At 63.9% G+C, this 18,905-nt stretch carries 16 protein-coding genes; 3 read left to right on the top strand and 13 right to left on the bottom strand.

The window, feature by feature from the left end:
* Positions 1 to 90: 90 nt before the first annotated feature.
* Positions 91 to 804 (top strand): metallophosphoesterase, encoded by a 714-nt coding sequence (locus ACVMIM_RS06595; protein ID WP_476111285.1) that lies wholly within the window; start codon positions 91 to 93, stop codon positions 802 to 804.
* A 438-nt stretch (positions 805 to 1,242) separates the two neighbouring features.
* Here ACVMIM_RS06595 and ACVMIM_RS06590 read toward each other — a convergent pair whose 3' ends face one another.
* The 6 genes from ACVMIM_RS06590 to ACVMIM_RS06565 all read right to left on the bottom strand — a co-directional run bounded on the left by ACVMIM_RS06590 (position 1,243) and on the right by ACVMIM_RS06565 (position 8,817).
* Complete coding sequence (locus ACVMIM_RS06590) at positions 1,243 to 3,624, bottom strand: polysaccharide biosynthesis tyrosine autokinase (protein ID WP_040993663.1); 2,382 nt, start codon at positions 3,622 to 3,624, stop codon at positions 1,243 to 1,245.
* Positions 3,625 to 3,791: 167 nt separating this feature from the next.
* On the bottom strand, positions 3,792 to 4,688 hold the full coding sequence (gene galU, locus ACVMIM_RS06585) for a UTP--glucose-1-phosphate uridylyltransferase GalU (protein WP_476111283.1): 897 nt from the start codon (positions 4,686 to 4,688) through the stop codon (positions 3,792 to 3,794).
* Positions 4,689 to 4,717: 29 nt separating this feature from the next.
* Positions 4,718 to 5,704, bottom strand: a complete 987-nt coding sequence (locus ACVMIM_RS06580) for a glycosyltransferase family 2 protein (protein WP_476111282.1) — start codon at positions 5,702 to 5,704, stop codon at positions 4,718 to 4,720.
* A complete protein-coding gene (locus tag ACVMIM_RS06575) occupies positions 5,694 to 6,632 on the bottom strand; it encodes a glycosyltransferase family 2 protein (protein ID WP_476111280.1) in 939 nt (312 codons plus the stop codon). The genes ACVMIM_RS06580 and ACVMIM_RS06575 overlap by 11 nt, the downstream gene beginning before the upstream one ends.
* Complete coding sequence (locus ACVMIM_RS06570; RefSeq protein ID WP_476111278.1) at positions 6,632 to 7,645, bottom strand: glycosyltransferase family 2 protein; 1,014 nt, start codon at positions 7,643 to 7,645, stop codon at positions 6,632 to 6,634. The genes ACVMIM_RS06575 and ACVMIM_RS06570 overlap by 1 nt, the downstream gene beginning before the upstream one ends.
* A complete protein-coding gene (locus ACVMIM_RS06565; RefSeq protein ID WP_476111276.1) occupies positions 7,645 to 8,817 on the bottom strand; it encodes a glycosyl transferase family 1 in 1,173 nt (390 codons plus the stop codon). The genes ACVMIM_RS06570 and ACVMIM_RS06565 overlap by 1 nt, the downstream gene beginning before the upstream one ends.
* Positions 8,818 to 9,012: 195 nt before the next feature.
* Between ACVMIM_RS06565 and ACVMIM_RS06560 the strand changes: the two genes are divergently transcribed.
* Together ACVMIM_RS06560 and ACVMIM_RS06555 are read left to right on the top strand one after the other, a co-directional pair.
* Positions 9,013 to 10,509: a lipopolysaccharide biosynthesis protein gene (locus ACVMIM_RS06560; protein ID WP_476111274.1), complete on the top strand. Its 1,497-nt coding sequence runs from the start codon at positions 9,013 to 9,015 to the stop codon at positions 10,507 to 10,509.
* 45 nt (positions 10,510 to 10,554) lie between these two features.
* A complete protein-coding gene (locus ACVMIM_RS06555; protein WP_476111272.1) occupies positions 10,555 to 11,577 on the top strand; it encodes a phosphoribosyltransferase in 1,023 nt (340 codons plus the stop codon).
* 2 nt (positions 11,578 to 11,579) lie between these two features.
* On the opposite strand, the gene ACVMIM_RS06550 is transcribed toward ACVMIM_RS06555, so the two are convergent.
* The 7 genes from ACVMIM_RS06550 to ACVMIM_RS06520 all read right to left on the bottom strand — a co-directional run bounded on the left by ACVMIM_RS06550 (position 11,580) and on the right by ACVMIM_RS06520 (position 18,867).
* The gene (locus tag ACVMIM_RS06550; protein ID WP_476111270.1) at positions 11,580 to 12,659 is read right to left on the bottom strand and encodes a glycosyltransferase; all 1,080 of its coding nucleotides are present in this window, start codon (positions 12,657 to 12,659) and stop codon (positions 11,580 to 11,582) included.
* A 49-nt stretch (positions 12,660 to 12,708) separates the two neighbouring features.
* A complete protein-coding gene (locus ACVMIM_RS06545; RefSeq protein WP_476111268.1) occupies positions 12,709 to 13,929 on the bottom strand; it encodes a glycosyltransferase family 2 protein in 1,221 nt (406 codons plus the stop codon).
* Between the two features lie 93 nt (positions 13,930 to 14,022).
* Positions 14,023 to 14,466 (bottom strand): hypothetical protein, encoded by a 444-nt coding sequence (locus ACVMIM_RS06540; RefSeq protein ID WP_476111266.1) that lies wholly within the window; start codon positions 14,464 to 14,466, stop codon positions 14,023 to 14,025.
* Between the two features lie 11 nt (positions 14,467 to 14,477).
* Positions 14,478 to 15,926, bottom strand: coding sequence for a GMC oxidoreductase (locus tag ACVMIM_RS06535; protein ID WP_476117122.1), 1,449 nt, complete (start codon positions 15,924 to 15,926; stop codon positions 14,478 to 14,480).
* A gap of 90 nt (positions 15,927 to 16,016) precedes the next feature.
* On the bottom strand, positions 16,017 to 17,348 hold the full coding sequence (locus ACVMIM_RS06530; protein ID WP_476111264.1) for a UDP-glucose dehydrogenase family protein: 1,332 nt from the start codon (positions 17,346 to 17,348) through the stop codon (positions 16,017 to 16,019).
* Between the two features lie 132 nt (positions 17,349 to 17,480).
* Positions 17,481 to 18,317 carry an endo-1,3-1,4-beta-glycanase ExoK gene (gene exoK, locus ACVMIM_RS06525; RefSeq protein ID WP_476117120.1) on the bottom strand — a complete coding sequence of 279 codons (837 nt, stop codon included), beginning with the start codon at positions 18,315 to 18,317 and terminating at the stop codon, positions 17,481 to 17,483.
* 172 nt (positions 18,318 to 18,489) lie between these two features.
* On the bottom strand, positions 18,490 to 18,867 hold the full coding sequence (locus ACVMIM_RS06520; RefSeq protein WP_476111262.1) for a single stranded DNA-binding domain-containing protein: 378 nt from the start codon (positions 18,865 to 18,867) through the stop codon (positions 18,490 to 18,492).
* Between the last annotated feature and the right edge of the window lie 38 nt (positions 18,868 to 18,905).

The raw sequence follows: 18,905 nt of genomic DNA, 5'->3' as shown, positions 1-18,905 counted from the left end.
CGCAGATCATTGCAAGCCGCCGAGCCTCAATCCGTGAACCTTTTCCAAAAATCGAGACGCCCTCGACCCACGCCGCGCGAGCGCCTTGTCATGGACATGCGCGACACCGTCGTCTACGCGATCGGCGACGTGCATGGCTGCCATGACGAGCTGCGCGCGCTGGAAGAAAAAATCCAGCTCGACGCGCAACGGTTCCGCGGCCGCAAGATCATCATCATGCTGGGCGACTATATCGACCGCGGGCCGCATTCGCGGCGCGTGATCGACCATCTCATGGCGCCGCCGCCGAAGGGCTTCCAACGCATCTGCCTCGTGGGGAACCATGAGGTCGCGCTGCTGCTCTATCTGGACGGTCATCTCTCGCGCGAAACCTGGCTCGGCTATGGCGGTCGCGAGACCCTGTTCTCCTACGGCGTCGACCCTGACCGCCTGATAAGCCTCTACGGTTCGAGCGAGGAGGCGGATGCACGCATACGCGAGGCCATCCCAGCCGGCCACATCGACTTCCTGCGCACGCTGCCGGCGATGATCTGCTCCGACCAATTCGTCTTCGTGCATGCCGGCATCCGGCCCGGCATCGCGCTCGAGGCGCAGGACGAGGGCGACCTGCTCAACATCCGCGAGGAATTCTTCCAGGCTGCGCATCGCCTCGACCGCTGGGTGGTGCACGGGCACACGATCGTCGATGCTCCGACGCTCGACGGACGCCGGCTCGACATCGACACCGGCGCCTTTCAAACCGGACGGCTGACCGCTCTCAGGATCGTCGGCAAATACGGCCGCTTGCTGTCCTCACGAGATTAGGGCGGTTCGGCAAGACTTGGCGGGTCGGAGACATGGCGACAGGGCGACACCTATCGTCTGTTGAGCCGACTATTGCCAACCCTGGAGAGTGGCCCTAAGCGTTGCCGACGTCGTCATTACGAAGGCAAGCGCCAGCCTTGGAGATTGGCTGCAGCTTCCCTCCGGTCGTCATTCCAGGGCGGAGCAAGGAGCGAAGCGACGCGCGCAGACCCTGGAATCCATGCCGTTACGCCGAGGCGGCGCCAGCGGCGCAGAATTCTGGACCCTCGCACTCTACGGCGACGGTCACGGCATGGATCCTCGGGTCAAGCCCGAGGATGACGAAGGGATGGGCCTTCCGGCTAACCACAAAGGTCCGCAAGCGCCTGCAGGCGGCTAAGGGATGTCTACGGCATCAAGATGCGGAGCAGTTCGCCTTTCATATGACCGAAACCCGCTTCAGGCTGCCTGCTTGGGGCGCTGCTCGGATTTTTCCAGATAGTAGGTCGAGTAGCGGTCGAAGAACCTTTCCGAACCGCCGAGCGAGCCGTATTTGGCCAGCTTCTTCAGATCGACCTTGTTGAGCACCGCGCCGATCACCTTATTGGCGATATAGGGCTCGGATTCCAGCATCGAGCGCACCATGTTGCGCGGCGTGCGGCCCCATTCGGTGACCAGCACGAAGCCGTCGACCAGCGGCGCGAAGGCCTTGGCGTCGACGACGGGGCCGAGCGGCGGCAAGTCGACGATGATGTATTCGAACGTCTCCTTGGCGTTCTCGATGAAGCGGCGCATGCCGGCCGAGCCCAAAAGCTCGCTGGTGTGCGAGAACTGGCCGCGCAGCACGGCGGGGATGATCGCCAGCTTGGTCTGACGGTCGACCTTGCCGACCGACTGCCAGGTCTGGCCGTTGACCACCGCTTCCATCAAACCCTGCTCGGTCTCCATGCCGAGGCTGCGGCTCAAGCCCGGATTGCGCAGGTCGCCATCAATGAGCAAGGTCTTGGCGCCGTTGGCGGCGAGCAGGCCGGCGAGATTCGCGGCCACCGTCGATTTGCCCTCCCCGGGCAGCACCGAAATGACGCCGATCACGCGGCTGCCGCGGTCTTCCATCACGACATCGAAGGCGATCTTGGCGTTGCGCAGCGTCTCGGCGAACATCGATGCCGGGGCGTCGATGCTGACACGCATGCGCGCCCGTCTCTCCGCCGCGGAAAGGCTCGCCACCTTGCCGTCGGCCGGCAGGTCGTCGGGCTTGGAATCCTTGGCCTTGCCACCGCCGATCGTCGGCAGATAGCCGAGGAATTTTAGACCGACCCGGTCACGAACGTCCTCGCCCGTCCTGAAGAAGCGCTCGTTGAACTCGTTGAGGCCGCCGAAGCCGGCTCCAAGCATCAGGCCAAGCACGAGCGACAGCGCCAGCACGCGCAAGGTGCGGGGGCTGGAGGCCGCGAGCGGCATCGTCGCGTCGGATATGATGCGAACCTTACCGACCGGGAAGGACTGCTGCTGCGATGCTTCCTCGTAACGGCTGAGGAAGGTCTGGTAGAGCGTCGTCAGCGCCTGCGCCTGCTGGTCGAGTTCCTTGAGCTTCACCTGTGACTGGTTGTCGATCGAGCTCTTGCCGGCGGCGGTGGAGATCTTGTCGCGCAGCGCCTGCTCGCGCGCCTGCGCCACTTGGAAGTCGTTGCGGTAGCTTTCGGTTAGCTGCTTCAACTGCCCGAAGATCTGCGCCGAGACATCGGCCTTTTCCTTGGTCAGCGCGACCGCCTGCGGATGATCCTTACCGAAATTGGTCTCGACGTCCTGCAGGCGCTTGGCAATGGCCAGATAGCGGGTCTTGAGCGCGATGATGACCGAGCTGCTCGGCTGGTCGGCGCCGATGGCCGAATCGTTGAAGGCGCTTTCGGAGCCGCTGTCGACGATCGCCTTGTATTGCTGGTAGCGGGCGCTGGCCCTGGCCGTATCGGCCTGGGCGACGATGAGCTGCGCGTTGAGGTCGGCGAGCTGCTTGTCGCTCAGCAACTGACCGTCGCTGTTGGCGGAGAGCCCATGTTCGGCCCTGAATTTCTCGACCGCCATCGCGGCTTGCTGCGAGCTTTCGCGCAACTCGGTGAGCCGGCCCTGCAGCCACAAGGCCGCGCGCTCGGTGGCGTCGAAGCTGGCGTTGAGCTGGTCCGCCAGATAGGCATCGGCGTAGGCCTTGGTGATGGCCGTGGCGAGAGCGGGATCCGGCGCCTGGTAGCCGATGGAGAGCACGTAGCTGCGGCCGTTGCGCTGCGCCAGCACCTCGCTCTGCAGCTTCAGCACGGCATAGTCGTGGCGCGCCGTCTTGATCATGGCCTGCCGCGTCGCCTCGTCGACATTCTGCATGCCGGGGATGTCATCGGCCGAGCTGCCGCGGAAATAGCCGACCACACCACGCAGGAAGCCGATGCCCTTGGCCAGCGCCGATTGGGGCGGATTCATGAAGGCGTCGTTCTGATCGAGCTTCAGCTTGTCGACCACCACCGATGCCAGGCGTGCGGAGGTGAGAATCTCGACCTGGCTGAGAAAGGAAGCGTCAGTCTGAACGGTTTGCGACGCCGCCGAAATGTCGTCGACGACCTTGTTCAGGCCCTCGTCGATGAGCACGCTCGCCACGGACATATATTGCTTGGGCGTGGTCTGCAGATAGATCACGCCCAGGAACAGACCGATGACGGCGCAGACCGCCACGACCTTGGCCTGTCGGGCGGCCATGCCAAGCAGACGCTCGACATCGATGAAGTCTTCACCCTTTTCCTGATCTGTGCTGGGCAACGGCATCCTCTTGTCGAGAGGAAAGTTGGCATAGTTCATATTCGGTCCAATTCCAGGTTGCAGGCGCTATCGGCCTTAGTAGATCGGCGTCGTGACCAGAAAAGACCGCGCAACGTTGTTGCCAGGATGCGCCGGGTCGGCAGGCCCGGGCGCCTGAGTGGCAGTCGCGCCATCGCGAAACCGCATATGCACCCGAAAGATGGGCATTATGCGGCTACTTCCCTGCGCTCATGCGACCGGACAAATTGCTGCAGCATCTCGAAGACAGGGCCCTTCATGTCGTCGCGCGCCAAGGCGAAGGCAATGGTGGCCTCGATGAAGCCCTCCTTGGAGCCGCAGTCGAACATGCGGCCGTCGAAAGGCTGGGCATAGAAAGACTGGCTCTGAGCCAGGCGCACCATGGCGTCGGTGAGCTGGATCTCGTTGCCGGCGCCGCGTTGCTGGTTGCCGAGCAGGGCAAAGATCTCCGGCTGCAGGATGTAGCGGCCGTTGATGTAGAAATTCGACGGCGCGTTGGCGGGCGCCGGCTTTTCGACCATCGCCGTCACTTCGAAGCCGGATGCCACCTCCGCGCCGCGGCCGACAATGCCGTATTTGCTGGTTTCGGAGGGATCGCAGCGCTCGACGGCGATCACATTGCCGCCTGTGCGCTTATAGAGATCGACCGTCTCGGCAAGGCAGCCGCGCGCGCCGAAGGACACCATGTCGGGAAGCAGCAGTGCGAAGGGCTCATTGCCGATCACGTCGCGCGCGCACCAGACGGCGTGGCCGAGGCCCTGCGGCGACTGCTGGCGAATGAAGGAGGTGGCGCCGGCGACGGGCAGCAGGCTTTCCAGCGATTCGAGCTGCGCCTTCTTGCCGGTCTGCTCCAGCGTGCCGATCAGTTCAGGGTGCAGGTCGAAATAGTCTTCGATGACCGCCTTGTTGCGGCCGGTGACGAAGACGATGTGCTCGATGCCGGCCTCGAACGCCTCGTCAACGGCATATTGCACGACAGGCTTGTCGACGACGGGCAGCATTTCCTTCGGCATCGACTTGGTCGCCGGCAGAAACCGCGTTCCGAGCCCCGCCACCGGGATGACTGCCTTCCTGACTTTCTGCATCTGGTCTTCCTTCTGCGAGAAAAAGATTTCTATCTGTCGCCGGCTATCAAATCGCCCGCATGCTTCATCTCCCCGCCCCCACGGCGAAACTGCGCCGCAACCCTTCTCAGCCGGACCGCGATAGGCATGCTCATATGCCCTATCGCGGCCGGATCCCTGAGCGCCGCGCCGATCGCCTTGAGCGGCGCGCGCGCCTTGATGTGCTGAACCAAGGACAGGAACGACGCCGCTTTGCGCAGGCTGCGGCCGCGCCTGGTGAAGGCCGCCTTTGCGCTGCTGTCCATGGGATATGCCGCCGCGAAGGCGGCATCGGCGCGCGTCATCGCCTCGACGTGATGCAATTCCAGCACCCGTGAGATCGAGCCGGTGCGGATGTGATAGACATAGCCGACGGTCGGCTCGACCACGCAGCGGCCGCCGCTGGCGAGCGCGCTGGCCAGGAGAATGTAGTCCTCGCCGATGCGCAGCTTTTCGTCGTAGCGCAGTCTGTTGTCGTTGAGGAAGCGGCGCTGGAAGATCGGCTTGAGGTAGCCGAGATTGAAGCGCGATTCGAAGACCAGATTGCCGTCGATATAGTCGGCCAGCGAGATTTCGCGCAGGCTTTCGAGATAACCGGCCGGGAACATGGTGTCGTCGGGCGTGCCGTCCTCGCGCACGACCTGCACATTGTCGACCGCAATCTGGGCGCCCGCCGCTTCGGCGCGGGAGATCATCGTGGCCAGGCGGTCGGGATGAACCGCATCATCGGAATCGAGCACCGCCACCCAGCGGCCACGCGCCAGGTCCAGGCCGGCATTGCGTGCGCCGCCCGGGCCGCGATTGGCGGGCAGCGCCACCACCCTGACGATATCTTGCGGATAGGCGCGCGCCACATCCAGTGTGCCATCGCGCGACTGGTCGTCGACGACGATGACCTCGACGGTCACGCCGAGTTGGGCGATCGCGCCGGCGATGGCGCGGTCGAGAGTGGCCTCCGCATTGTAGGCGGCGATGACGAAGCTGACGTCAGGCTGCACGCTTGTTCCCTTGTTCTGGCGACGTGAGGCCGTATTGGCGGATTTCACGGACACCGACCAAACCGCTGACGACGCCAACGTGCATAATGCCGCGCAGCACGCTGCGGTTCCGTCGCACCGGACTGATCGCGGTCAAAATCGCCATGCCGAAGCAGTAGGCGGCCTTGGCGGAAGCCAGCCCGACCTGGCCGGCACGGCGCATGCCGCCGGCGCCGCGCCCGATCAGATGGCCATGCGTCTGGCCGAAGCGGAAGCGGCGGCGGCGCAGCCAGTCGAATGCGGCCCTGGCGCGCGGCACGACCTCGTCGACGAAGGCATCAGGCGCAAAGGCGATGCGTCCGCCGGCCTTGACCATGGCGTCGAAGAATTCGGTGTCTTCGCCGCCGGTCTGGCCGCGCGCCAGGCTGAAGCGCCGGCCGCGCAGGCTCGCATCGGCCGTTCTGAGCAGGACGTTGCAGGTGTAGCCGGTGCGGATCTCGCCGCGCACCCAGACCGGCAAGGTGGAATGGAAGTCGCCCTTCCGCATCCAGTCCGGTGCGTCCTGGCGGTAATGCGCCCGCACCGGACCGAGCACCGCCGCGGCGCCCGTGGCGTCGGCCGCCGCTATCAACTCGACCAGCCAGGAGGGTGACGCCGTCTCGTCATCGTCGATGAAGGCGACGAAGTCCGAAACGCTGGCGTCGAGGCAGGCGTTGCGGGCGATCGAGATGTTGCGCGCCGGCGCGTGGCGGTAGCGGATCGGCAGCTTCAGCTCTTCGGCCAAAGCCTTCACCAGCTTCTGCGCGCTGGGTTCATCATCATTGTCGGCAATGACGATGCTTATCTCCAACCCCTTAGGCTTCTCCAGCGCGGCGATGGAGCGCAGCGTGTCGGCCAGCTCCGGCCGGCGGAAGGTGCAGATGCAGATGTCGATCGAGCGTCCGGCCATCACGCCACCTTGCGCTGCGAGCGGGAGATCAAAAGCTGCTGCCAGAACCCGACGGACCAGCCGAAATGCATGATCATGGCCGAGACGCCGGCGAGCGCTATGCCGGCATTGCGCTGGCGTATCGCGGTCACCAGGCCGTAGCCGAGGCACACCGCCGCCCACAAAAGAAACGGCACCGCCGCCAGCCAATGGACGAAGGAAAACAGGGCGAGCAGCACCACGGGCGCAACCAGCAGCGGAATCATCTGCCGGACCTTCGGCACCATGCGGTGCTTCAGCACGTTCCTGGCGCGGCCGCGGCCATAGCCGAGATATTGGAAATAGAGGCTCTTCAGCGTCGAGCGCGGATAATAGATCATCTGCGTCCTGCCGCTCATCCAAATGCGGCAGCCGGCCTGGCGCAGGCGGTAATCGAGCTCGGCGTCCTCGTTGTGGCTGAAGCTCTCGTCATAGCCGCCGACATGCCGGAAGGCGGCGATGCGCATCAGCGCGTGGTGGCCATGGTCGACCCACTCGCCCTCGGACATATGCCGGTGCTTCGAGCCGCCGGTCCCGAGCTTGGAGTTCTGCGCCGCCGCGACCGCTTTCTGCACCGCGCCGGTGCCGGCGGTCAGCATCGAAACGACGACCGCATCGGCGCCGGTGGCAAGGGCTTCCTCGACCAGCCGGTCGCAGTAATCATCCGGATAGCCGCCATGCGCGTCGATGCGGATGAGGTAGTCGACGCCTTCGCCGAGGCTCGCCACCGCGAGATTGACGGCGGCGCTCTGGAGGCGCTTCGGATTGGCGAGCAGGATCACCCGGGGATCCTTCGCCACGACATTTTCGACGATGGCTTGCGTGCCGTCGGTGCTGCCGCCGTCGGCGACGACGATGCGACCGCCGAGCCGTGCCGCCGCGGGCCGCAATCGGTGAAGCAGGCCGCCGATATGGGCCGCCTCGTTGAGGCAGGGAACAACGATCAGGATCGACGGGGCAGCCTGCGTCACCGGTTCTTGCACGTCCCCTGCCATCACGCCGCCGCCTCCGTCACAAAGGTTGAAGGCATGGATGCGAGGCCGCTCAGCTTTGCAACGAAAGCCGCGCAGTCGCTGCGGTCGTAGCTCCAGGTCCGAGGATTGCGCGCCAGCACCCGCGATTTCAGGCCGCGATATTGATCCTGATCCATCCCGCCGAGCATCGCTTCGATGCCCTCGGGCGTCGCTTCGGACAGAAGCACGCCGATATCCTGCCGCTTCAGGAACCGGCCGGTTTCGGTGCCCGCCATCGAGATCGGCACGGCGCCGAAGCGGCAGCCCTCATAGAGACGGTTGGGAAGCAGCCATTCGGAATTCTGCCCGGCTTCGAAGAAATCGATCGCCCAGGAGAAATGCACTTGCCCGTAGATGGCTGCCATGTCCTCCGGGTTGCGGTAAGGCCCGCCGAATGAAAGCCACGGCTCGGCCTCGACGAAACCGTGAAAGTCCGGGAATTCGGATAGCGCCGGGCGCCCCCTGAGCACGACCTCGAAACGCCCTGCCTGACGGCGGGTGAAATCGGCCAGCAGCTCCAGCGAGCGGCGGCAGCGCAGCGCGCCGAACCAGCCGATGCGCCAGGGCGGCGTCGCCGGGCTGTCGTCTCCCAAGGAATGCGCAGCGACAACGGATGCCGGCTCGAAATATTTGTTCTCGATCAGCTCGACGGGTGCGACGATCTGCCCGAAAGGCTCGAAATAATTGGCGATGAAGGCCGGCGAGCTCGTCACCAGAAGCTTCACGTCGCGGGCGAGATGACGTTCGGCGCCGCGCAGCGTCCTGCCGACGAAATCGTCGCGCAGCACCAGGCGATGGATATCCAGGCATTCATAGACGATAGGCACGTTTGCCCCGAGCGCGGCATTGGCGCGGCGGGCCACCGCCAGCATTTCGAGGTTGCGCGCGATGATGAGATCGGGCGTCGGCATGGCGCCCAGCTTCGCGCCGATCGACATGGCGGCCTTGGCGACCGCGCCCAGGCGTTGCGCGAATCGGCCGTCGCGCGTCGCGCCGAGGTCGACGGGCTCGATACCCTCGATCTCGGCGACCGGGCTGGTGGTGCGGCGAAAGCCCGCCAGGGTGACCCCGGCGCCGCCTGCCTTGAGCATCTGCACCCTCCGGCGCACCGCCGGATCGGATACGTCATGCACAAGGTACAAGACATGCAGCATGTAACTCGACCGCTGTTGGCCCACCCGTCGGGGATGCTAGTACAGCTTTTGCTGCATCGCAACAATTTTGGTGCGGCGTAGCAAATGTCCGCACATTTTTTGTTGCACTGCAAAAACTTCTTGCGGTAGCTTGTGGATGGCGGTGGGCGCGGTCGCGACGATGTCGGGCCGGTCGCGAGATCAGGGATCCTGAATTTGGAAACCAGTGCATTCGATCCGCCTGAGGGCTCGCTGCGCAAATCGGTCGGGCGCGGCGCCGTCGCTACCGCGATCGCGCAGGGCGTGCGGGTGGCGACGCAGATGATCTCCGTCATCGTGCTGTCGCGCTTGTTGTCGCCGCAGGATTTCGGCGTCGTCGCGATGTGCGCGCCGGTGCTTGCCTTCATCGCGCTGTTCCAGGATTTCGGCCTGACCCAGGCGACGATCCAGAAGACCGGCATTCGCCACGAGGAAGTCAATTACCTGTTCTGGATCAATGTGGCGGTGAGCACGCTGCTTGCCTGCGTGCTTGCGGCTTCGGCGCCGCTGGTCGCCGCCTTCTATGGCGAGCCGCGCGTGACGGGCCTCGTCGCCGCCTTCGGCCTGCAGATCATAGCCTATGGCCTGGGAGCCCAGCATGTGGCGCTGCTGACGCGCCGCATGGAGTTCACGCGGCTGGCCATCATCGACATCGCCAGCGCTATTATCGGCGTCGCCGTCTCCATCGCATGGACCTTCATCGACCGTTCCTATTGGGCGCTTTTCGCCGGCACGCTGGCGAGCGCCGTGCTGCCGACGCTGTGCTACTGGGCTTCCTCGCGCTGGCGTCCCGGCTTGCCACGCAAGGTCGAGGGCGTCGGCGCGCTGATCAATTTCGGCGCCGGCATCACCGGTTTCAACTTCGCCAATTTCTTTGCCCGCAACCTCGACAATGTGCTGATCGGCAAATACTGGGGCGAGGCGCAGCTCGGCCTCTATGACCGCGCCTACAAGCTTCTGCTTTTCCCGCTCAGCCAGATCACCAACCCGCTGGCGAAGGTGATGGTGCCGGCGCTCTCGCGGCTGAAGGACGAGCCGGACCGCTACCGCAGCGCCTATCTGCGCGTCATGCCGCTGATCCTTCTGGTGGCGCTTCCGGGTGTCGCCTTCGCCACAGCCATGTCGGACATGCTCATCCCCTTCGTGCTCGGCGAGCAGTGGCGGGGAAGCGCGCCGATCTTCCTGGCGTTGGGCTTTGCCGGACTGCTGCAGCCGCTCAACAACCCCGCGGGATGGCTGTTCGTAAGCCAGGGCCGTTCGGGCGACTTCATGCGCTGGGGTATCGTCACCGCCGTAACCTCGGTGCTGGCCTTCGCCATCGGCCTTCCCTACGGCGCGCTGGGCGTCGCGGTCGCCTACGCGGTCAGCGAATATATGCGCACGCCTTTCCTGTGGCTTTATGTCGGCAGGCACGGACCGCTCAAGGCCAGCCATGTGCTTCACGCGGCGCTGCCTTTCGTGCTTGGCGCGCATCTGGCGTTCGGCGCGGTCTGGCTCGTCAAGCCGATGCTGCAGGCGCCGCCGGTGGTCGCGCTGGCCGGCGGCGCGGCGCTCTCCTATGTCGTGACCATTGTCGTCGCGCTTGCCTTCAGCGCCGGCCGCGAAGCGCTTTACGAGGCCTTGCGGCTAATACCCGCAAGAGGGTTCCTCGCAGCCCGGAGCGGGGCGAAATGAGACCACGCGGCTCGCGACACGCCGATCTCAGGACAGGATAACCGCATGAACTATCGATCGATTTCAGACATGAACGACGCGATCGTGCGCAACCTGCACCGGTTGCCGCGCGACATCGACCTGGTCGTCGGCGTGCCGAGGAGCGGCATCCTCGCCGCGACGCTGGTCAGCCTGACGGCGAACATCCCGATGACCGATCTCGACAGTTTCCTGGAAGGCCGGATCTATACTTCGGGCATCACGAAACGCTGGGCAGGCCTCGACCGGCAGGCCTCCGACATGCGCAAGATCCTGGTGATCGACGACAGCATAATCGGCGGCACCGCCATGCGCGACGCGCGCGAAAAGGTCGCGGCCAGCGGCATCAAGGGCGATTTCATCTTCGCCGCCGTGTTCGGGCTGTCGCTGCAGCATGAGGAAACCGACATGGTCTTCGAGGCCGTGCCGCATCCCAGGATGTTCCAGTGGAATTTCATGCACCACGTCTTCCTCGAGCAGTGCTGCGTCGACATTGACGGCGTGCTCTGCCTCGATCCAAGCGAGGAGGAAAACGACGACGGCCCGGCCTACGAGAAATTCCTCGCCGGGGCGCGTCCCCTGCTCGGGCCGACCCGCAAGATCGGCTGGCTGGTGACGAGCCGGCTGGAAAAATACCGCAAGCTGACTGAGGCCTGGCTCGCCGAGCACAACATCCGATACGACCATCTCGTCATGCTCGACTTGCCGAACAAGGCAGAGCGGCAGCGGCTCGGCGCGCATGGCAGCTTCAAGGCCGAGTTCTACCGCAAGTCGGACGCCATCCTGTTCATCGAGAGCGAGCATGAGCAGGCGCTGAGGATCGCCAAGCTTTCCGGCAAGCCGGTGCTATGCGTCGAAACCAACATTGTGAGCTTGCCCGACCCGATGTCGCTGCCGGCGCTGCAGCAGGCGGCGCGCAATCTTCCAGCGCGGCTCAGGCAGATCAATTCGTCTGACGGGCGGAAGCAGGCGGTCAAGGCGACGGCGCGCGCCCTGCTCGGCGAGCGCGGCTATGAAGCGCTGAAGAGCCGGGTAAAGCGCCCGGCATAGAGCTATGCGGCGCGGCGGACGCCCTGCCGGGCCGCCCTTTCGAGAAGATCGAGAAACACCACCAATTGCCGCGCGGGATCGAGCTCCGGGCGCTTGGAGAAGGCGAGAGCCGCCGCCGAAAGCCGTTCGTAGTCCTGGCGATCGTTCCACAGGCGCTTCACCGCCGAGGCCCAGTCGGCAAGCGGAGCCTCGTAGTCGAGCACCACGCCGCCGGGACCGATGGCTTCGGGCAGGCCGCCGCGCCTCGAGCCGACGACCGGGATGCCGCTGCAATGCGCCTCGGACGCCACGCGACCCCAGGCTTCCTCCCATTTGCTCGGCGCAAGCAGGATCTTGGTGCGGCCATAAACCGTCTTCATGTCGTTGGTGCGGTTTTCGAGTTTGATGTTCGAGTACGGCGCGATGGTCTTCTCGACGCGGGCGCGATGGTCGTCGTCAAGCTTCCAGCTTTCCACGAACAGGAACGGGATCTCGGGGCAAGCGGCCGCGATCTTGACCGCCAGATCAAAACCCTTCTCCTCATAGGGATTGATCATGGTGACGAATTCGCCGGTCGTCTGCGTGCAATAGAGGGCGTCGTTGATGGTCGGGGGAAGCACGATGGATTCGATGCCGAATTTTTCCCTGTAGGTGCGCGCGGTGAATTCCGAATTGGCGATGTACAAAGCCGAGCCGAGTTCGCGCGGGTCGCCCGCAAGCTCATGGAATTCGACATTGTGCAGATAGACGACCAGCGGCACACCTTCGGCAAGGAGCGCCTTTCCCAGCGGAACGGATTTGTGGCATTGCACGACGGCGACGTCGGGCCTGGCTTTCCTGACGGCGAAGCCCGCCGCCTCCCAGGGGAACCAGGCGCGCATCACCGGGTAACCGGGAAAATTGTCGACCACCGCCGGCTGCCGCAGCAGCTTCATCTTGGCGCGCGCCTTGAAGCCGAACATGCCGTCGCCGAACAGCGAGGCGAGGACCGACGCCTGGTGGCCGTGCTCGATCAGCTGTTCGACCAGATGATGGGTGTTGGATTGCACACCGCCGGTGAACTCGGGAATATATCCGTTGCCGCTTGCAAAAAGCACTTTCATCGTTCGGCTCCTAATTCGGCCCGGGCGACCATCTGCAACCCACGGCTCGTCAGCTTGCGCCGCGCGCCAATGGAAGCTTCGACGTCATCGCCCGGCACAACCGGCCGAGCGAGGCGGAAAGCGACAGCGTGGAATACTCCCGCCATAATCTCGATGCCGGGATCACCTTTCCCGCCTTCAGGTCCCTGACCAGATGATGCGGGAAAGAGTGCATGTACTCCCTGACGATGTCGGCCTTCAGCGGGCCCGCCTTCCATCCCTTCACCGCCGAGACGAATTCATCGGCGGGAGCGGATCCCAGGCCCGTGTCATAGGCTTCGAAGGTGCGCCGCACGATTGCGCGCTCCTTGTCGCTGAGCGACGCCTTTCCGGCTCGTTCGGCAAGCTGGGCGTAACGGCGGATGTCCGCGGCCGCATGGTGCCATAGGCCCTTCCTTGCCATGATGCTCGAGCGCTGCAGCAGCGCCTGCATCTCGAGATCGGCCGTCTTCGGCAAGGCCTGTTCCGAGCGATCGAGATATTCGTGGAGATCGACCGACTTGTAGATCTCTTCCATGATCACGCGGTCGTAGGAGCCCCAGGCCTTGATCCGGTCGGTATAGGAAATCACGACCTTGGTGCTGCCGCGAACCATGTCGTGCTGGCGCTGGAAGAACATCAGGCCGTCGACCCTGATGCCCTTGAACCGGCGCGCGAGCCTCAGCATCATCTCATAGTCCTGCGACCGGACCAGGGTTTCGTTGAAGCCCCCAACCTCGTTATAGCATTTGCGGCGCACCAGCAGGCCCGGTTGGTGAACGTGGCAATATTCGAGATGGGACGGGAAGAAATTGTCCTGGGTGACGTGGCCGAAGGCGACGATCTCGTAATCCTGCTCCTCGATCTGGGCGGAGCGCTGGAAACGCGCATATTCGCCGAAGGCGAAATCGGCCTCCGGTTGCCGCTCGAAGGCGGCAAGAAACCGTTCCAGCGCCGTCGGGTGCGCGACGTCGTCGTCGTCGAATATCCAGACGAAATCCCCCGTGCAGTGCTTCAGGGCGAAATTCAGCGCCGTCGACTTGCCGCCATTCTCCTTGCGGTAATATTCCACCGGCGCCGGGAACGAGGCCACCACCGCGCCGGTGTTGTCGGTCGAGCCGTCGTCAACGATCAGGATCTGATCCGGCACCACAGTCTGCCGGAGCAAGCTGTCGATGGCTTCGGGCAGGAACTTCTCGCGGTTGAAGGTAGGAACGATGACGGTGACCGTCGGTTTGCGCTGCGCAGCCATTGGCGACCTCATGCTGGAGCAACCCCAGGAAAAGCGTGAGACGACTTTCCGTCCGGAATTGCGTGAAAACAAAGAGCTTCTGTTCCGCCTGCCTTACGCATTGTGCGGTTCCAGATTGGCGAAAGGATTGGTGCATGGTTGCCAGCCGGTGAAGCGGATCGGATCGTCGGGCGAGCTGCGCCAGGCATAATCGGTCAGCATGTGGAACTCAGCGACGACCCAGCGGTCGAAGTGACGCAGATCGCGTCGCTTGTCCTTCGGCAGCAGCTCGCGCGCCTTGCCGAGCTTCACCGTTTCGGCCAGCGTCACGGCGTCCGCCAGCTTGGCGCTGGGGAATACCCAGGGGTTGCGGTTCTGGAATTCGAGCACGAATTGCTGCAGGTGCTCGACGCGCATGTTGAGCGGGCCGAAATATTTTTCGAGCGTGACGCGAACCAGGTCCTCGTCCGAGAAGGACGAGACGGCGGCAGCGGCGATGCCCGTCGAGGCGACCCCGCCGGCGACGATGGCCAATGCGGTGCGGCGGGTGATCTTCATCGAGCCCTCCCTCATGCCGCCAGCTTCCCCGCCGCCCGCAAGGACAAGGCAGCCGCCGTCAGGCTTGGATTGGCGCAGGAACAGCTCGGATAGGTGCTGGTACCGACGACCACGAGGTTCCTGAGCTGGTGGTGGACCATGTCGCGGTCGACCACGGAGTCGGCCGGGCCTGTGCCCATGCGCAGCGTGCCCTGCACATGCGATTCGGTCGGCCTTATGCCGCGATCGAAGATCTGCTCGACCGGCAACGGCTTGAGCAGCTCCGGCAGCCTTTCCAGCGCTTTCGCCATGCCCTTGGTGGCATAGTCCGACGCGCCCTTGAAGCTCACGAAGGCGTTCTCGTCCTTGTCGAGGACGACGCGGTTTTCGGGGTCGAGCAGGTTCTCGGTGACGACGACCAGCGGCAGCACCTGCCGCAGCCTGCCCTTCTCGGCGCGCATGCCGTGCTGCCAGCGATTCTCGAAATAGACGAGCGCCGCCGCATGCTCGGCCCGGTGCGGCCCGTCATAGAGGCCGAAATTCAGGCCGGTGGTGATGGTGGAGCCGTCGAAATTGTCGACACCGCCGAGATAGGCCTCGTAGTTCCAGCCATAGGATTCGTGCAGGCCCAAGCCGACGAACTCGCCGCCAAGTCCGGAGCGCAGCATTATCGCCGGGCTCTGTATGGCGTTGGCGCCAAGGACGAAGAGATCGCCGCTGACTGAATATTCCTTATCGTCCCGCACGAATGCGACGGAGCGGACCGCGGCGCCTGCATGGTCGAACCGGCGCACCTCGGCTCCCAGGCAAACCGAGACGTCCGGATGCTGGAAGATATGCATCAGGCCGTTGTTGACGGTGAACTTGGCGTCCGCCGGACACAGCCAGCATCTGAGATTCGCGCAGCAGGAGGAGCGCTGCGACGTCGCCACGCGCGCCCGCGCGGTCGGCATGACGAAGTGCTGGTCCGGCTGCGCCGCTTTCATCATGCGGTCGGGCGTCGACATGCGATGCGGCGGCTGCGGAAACGGCCGCGAGCGCGGCAACATCCGCGCCATGTCGGGATCGCCCGAGATCGACATGATCTCCTCGGCGTCGCCATAGAACGGCTCGAGCTCGTCATAGCTGATCGGCCAGTCGTTGCCGACGCCGTAGGTGCTCTTCAGCTTGAAGTCGTTGGGATGGAAACGCGGCGTCTGCGCGAACCAGCAATTGGTGCCGCCGCCAAGACCAATCGTATAATTCCACGGCTTGTCGGCGTTGTCGGTCTTGTAGGTGCTCTCGTCGTCTATGTCGGTGTTGGCGTTCTGACTGAGCTGCCACTCATGCGTGTTGTGGCGACCCCATTCCAGCACCAGGACGCGGGCTTTGCGCCGCTTCAGGAACTCGTGCAGGAAGAAGGACGACCCGAAGCCGGATCCGATGACGACGAGATCGAAATGCTCGTTGGCGATTTGTTCGGGCCGAGCGTCGAGCACCATCAGATCGAACCCTCCTGCTTCACGCGCATGGTCATTGTCGGCCCCGTTGCCGTTCGCGGCCATCGTTGTTCTTGAGGCAAGCAGCCATCGTCATGCGGCCATCCTGCCGATCGAGAAATATTCGATGCCGTAGCGCGCGATCACCTTGGGATCGTAGAGATTGCGGCCGTCGAAGATGGCCGGCGTCGTCAGCGCATCCTTGAGCGCGTCGAAGGACGGCGCGCGGAAGCTCTTCCATTCGGTGCAGATCAACAGCGCGTCGGCGCCGCGCAGCGCCGCTTCCTTGGTGCCGCACAAAAGCAGATCCTCGCGCAGGCCATAGATCGACTGGCACTCCTGCATCGCCTCGGGATCGTAGGCCTGCACCTTGGCGCCGGCCGCCCACAGCGCCTCCATCAGCGTGCGCGACGGCGCCTCGCGCATGTCGTCGGTGTTGGGCTTGAAGGCCAGCCCCCAGACCGCAAAGGTCCGGCCCCTGAGCGCGCCCTTGAAATAGTGGTTGACCTTGTCGAACAGGACCGACTTTTGCGCATTGTTGCGCTCCTCGACGGCGCGCAGCAATTTGGGGTCGAACTTGACGCCCTCGGCGGTCTTGATCAGCGCGCGAACATCCTTCGGGAAGCAAGAACCGCCATAGCCGAGGCCGGGATAGATGAAGTGGTAGCCGATGCGCGGATCCGAGCCGATGCCCTTGCGCACCTCCTCGATATCGGCGCCCAGCTGCTCGGCGAGATTGGCCATCTCGTTCATGAAGCTGATCTTGGTTGCCAGCATGCAATTGGCGGCGTATTTGGTGAACTCGGCGCTGCGCACGTCCATCACGATCATCTTCTCGTGGTTGCGGTTGAACGGCGCGTACAGTTCGCGCATCACCATCTCGGTATCCTCGCTGGAGGTGCCGACGATGATGCGGTCCGGCTTCATGCAATCGGCGACCGCCGAGCCCTCCTTGAGGAATTCGGGGTTCGACGCGACGTCGAAGCTCAGATCCTCGCGGCCGCGCTTCTTCAGCGTCTCGGCGATCCTGGCCTTCACCTTTTCGCAAGTGCCGACCGGCACGGTCGACTTGCCGACGACGATCTTGGGGCTGTCCATCTCCCGGCCGATGGTCTCGGCGACAGTCAGCACATATTTCAGGTCGGCGGAGCCGTCCTCGCCGGGCGGCGTGCCAACCGCGATCATCTGGATCTGGCCATGCCTGACCGCCGCTGCCGCGTCCGTGGTGAAGCGGATGCGCCCCGCAGCATGGTTTTCCTTGACGAGGTTTTCGAGGCCCGGTTCGAAGATCGGGATCAAACCCTGGTTGAGCCGCTCCACCTTCTTCTCGTCGACATCGACGCACACCACCTCATGGCCGACCTCGGCAAGCACTGCGGCCTGGACGAGACCGACATAGCCAATCCCAAACACCGTCAAATTCATTTGGTTCTATTCCTGTCAAAGGCCGGGCCACAAAAGCGGTCCGGCCGGTTCAGATGTCCCCCAGGCCCAACGGCCTGGCTGGTTCGGCATGATCTTACCCCAAAACCGGTTCCCCACTTTTGGGGACCATGCCTAATTGGAATTACTTATGCTGCATGCCAGCGATTCCGGAAACTGACATGGCTGGCCCAAAGCGGTGAAAGCGACGCGCTTGACCTGCATGGTCACCTTGCTGCCGGGATCGGTGAAGGCGCCCATCCAGTTGGTCAGCTTGTCGCTGCCCCAGAGGCTGAAGAAGATTTTCTGCGAATGCCTCGGCAGCTCGTCCGGGTTAGTCACCTCATGGACGAGCTTGCCGTTGATATACCAGCGCAGCCGGTCCTTCTCCCAGACGAAGCCATAATCGTTGAAGCCCTTGTCGGCGCCTCCCTCGACGTCGACCAGCTTGCCGTTCTTCGGCTTGCCCTGGATGTAGCTGTTGACCTGCACTTTCGACGGATCCTTGGTGAGGACCTCGAAGTCGATCTCGTCCCAGGGCTGTTTATCCTGCGGGCCGATATAGGAGAAGAAGGCCGCGTTGAGGCCGGAGCCGGTACCGGTCTTCATGCGCGCCTCGTAGACGCCGTAGCCGTAGCGCTGCTTGGTCTGGATCTCGGCGCAGGCGAACTCGCGGTCCTTCAGCTTACGTTTTTCGAAGCCCAGCGACAGCACGCCGTCGGAAAGCCGCACGAGATCCTTCGACCAGGTGCAGTTCTGATGGGCGCCATTGGTCCAGCCATCCGAGACGAACCAGCGGGACTGATTGAAATTTGAGAAATTGTCGACGAAGGACGGCGCGCTTTGCGGCTCTTGCTGCGCCTCTTGCGCATGCGCGGGATGCAGACCCGCCGCAAGGGCCGCTGCAACCGCAAACAGGGCGCCGGCCACGCCGAGCCGCAGGCTGGTTAATCTCCCTGGCGCATGCGACATCGCGCAAGCCGCCACGGTGGAGGTTTTGTCCGGATCTGCGTTCATAACAAACTCACCTTGTGTTGTCCGCCCAACCCAAGTCATCCTCGGTTCGCATGAGCGAGCCGCTTCTGATCCTCCGCCCTTTGAACTCCTCTAATGTCTCGTACCGATGACGGCGCCTGACGCGCCATCAGCCTCTTGCCGCCGCCTGCGAAGCAGGCCGGTCGGAACCATCCTCGACCATCGCGTCGAGCGAATGACGCAATTCCTTCATCAAACTTCTTTGGCGAGCGAGCTCGGCAATGCGCCGCTCGCAATTCAGGATCGAGCTGGTCATCGCACTGACGTCCGATCCCTTGCTGGCCGACGCCGATCCGTTCTCCATCGCCTCGACCAGAAAGGCCGCGGTGGCGGCCGTCGACTTGTAGCGGTTCTCCAGCCCGGTTTTCTCCGCCTCGATCTCCGCCGCGATCTGGTCGAACAGCTTCGCCAGCCGGTCGAAACGCTGGAGATCGGTCTGCCGGTCGCGCGCCGGATCCCGGGATCTGAAGCCAAAAATCGAAGCCATCCTATCGGCCTTTCGAAATTGCTGCATTGCAACATAGA

The organism is Mesorhizobium sp. USDA 4413 (assembly GCF_056280365.1).
Note: the sequence above shows the minus strand (reverse complement) of the source record. Positions and strands in the feature narration are given on the sequence as shown.

What these genes read in the sequence shown, in the direction of transcription:
- ACVMIM_RS06540 (WP_476111266.1), bottom strand. Translation starts at nt 14,466, where the DNA reads ATGAAGATCACCCGCCGCACCGCATTGGCCATCGTCGCCGGCGGGGTC.
- galU (WP_476111283.1), bottom strand. Translation starts at nt 4,688, where the DNA reads ATGCAGAAAGTCAGGAAGGCAGTCATCCCGGTGGCGGGGCTCGGAACG.
- ACVMIM_RS06565 (WP_476111276.1), bottom strand. Translation starts at nt 8,817, where the DNA reads ATGCTGCATGTCTTGTACCTTGTGCATGACGTATCCGATCCGGCGGTG.
- ACVMIM_RS06555 (WP_476111272.1), top strand. Translation starts at nt 10,555, where the DNA reads ATGAACTATCGATCGATTTCAGACATGAACGACGCGATCGTGCGCAAC.
- ACVMIM_RS06590 (WP_040993663.1), bottom strand. Translation starts at nt 3,624, where the DNA reads ATGAACTATGCCAACTTTCCTCTCGACAAGAGGATGCCGTTGCCCAGC.
- ACVMIM_RS06530 (WP_476111264.1), bottom strand. Translation starts at nt 17,348, where the DNA reads ATGAATTTGACGGTGTTTGGGATTGGCTATGTCGGTCTCGTCCAGGCC.
- ACVMIM_RS06550 (WP_476111270.1), bottom strand. Translation starts at nt 12,659, where the DNA reads ATGAAAGTGCTTTTTGCAAGCGGCAACGGATATATTCCCGAGTTCACC.
- ACVMIM_RS06595 (WP_476111285.1), top strand. Translation starts at nt 91, where the DNA reads ATGGACATGCGCGACACCGTCGTCTACGCGATCGGCGACGTGCATGGC.
- ACVMIM_RS06535 (WP_476117122.1), bottom strand. Translation starts at nt 15,926, where the DNA reads ATGGTGCTCGACGCTCGGCCCGAACAAATCGCCAACGAGCATTTCGAT.
- ACVMIM_RS06545 (WP_476111268.1), bottom strand. Translation starts at nt 13,929, where the DNA reads ATGGCTGCGCAGCGCAAACCGACGGTCACCGTCATCGTTCCTACCTTC.
- exoK (WP_476117120.1), bottom strand. Translation starts at nt 18,317, where the DNA reads ATGTCGCATGCGCCAGGGAGATTAACCAGCCTGCGGCTCGGCGTGGCC.
- ACVMIM_RS06575 (WP_476111280.1), bottom strand. Translation starts at nt 6,632, where the DNA reads ATGGCCGGACGCTCGATCGACATCTGCATCTGCACCTTCCGCCGGCCG.
- ACVMIM_RS06520 (WP_476111262.1), bottom strand. Translation starts at nt 18,867, where the DNA reads ATGGCTTCGATTTTTGGCTTCAGATCCCGGGATCCGGCGCGCGACCGG.
- ACVMIM_RS06570 (WP_476111278.1), bottom strand. Translation starts at nt 7,645, where the DNA reads ATGGCAGGGGACGTGCAAGAACCGGTGACGCAGGCTGCCCCGTCGATC.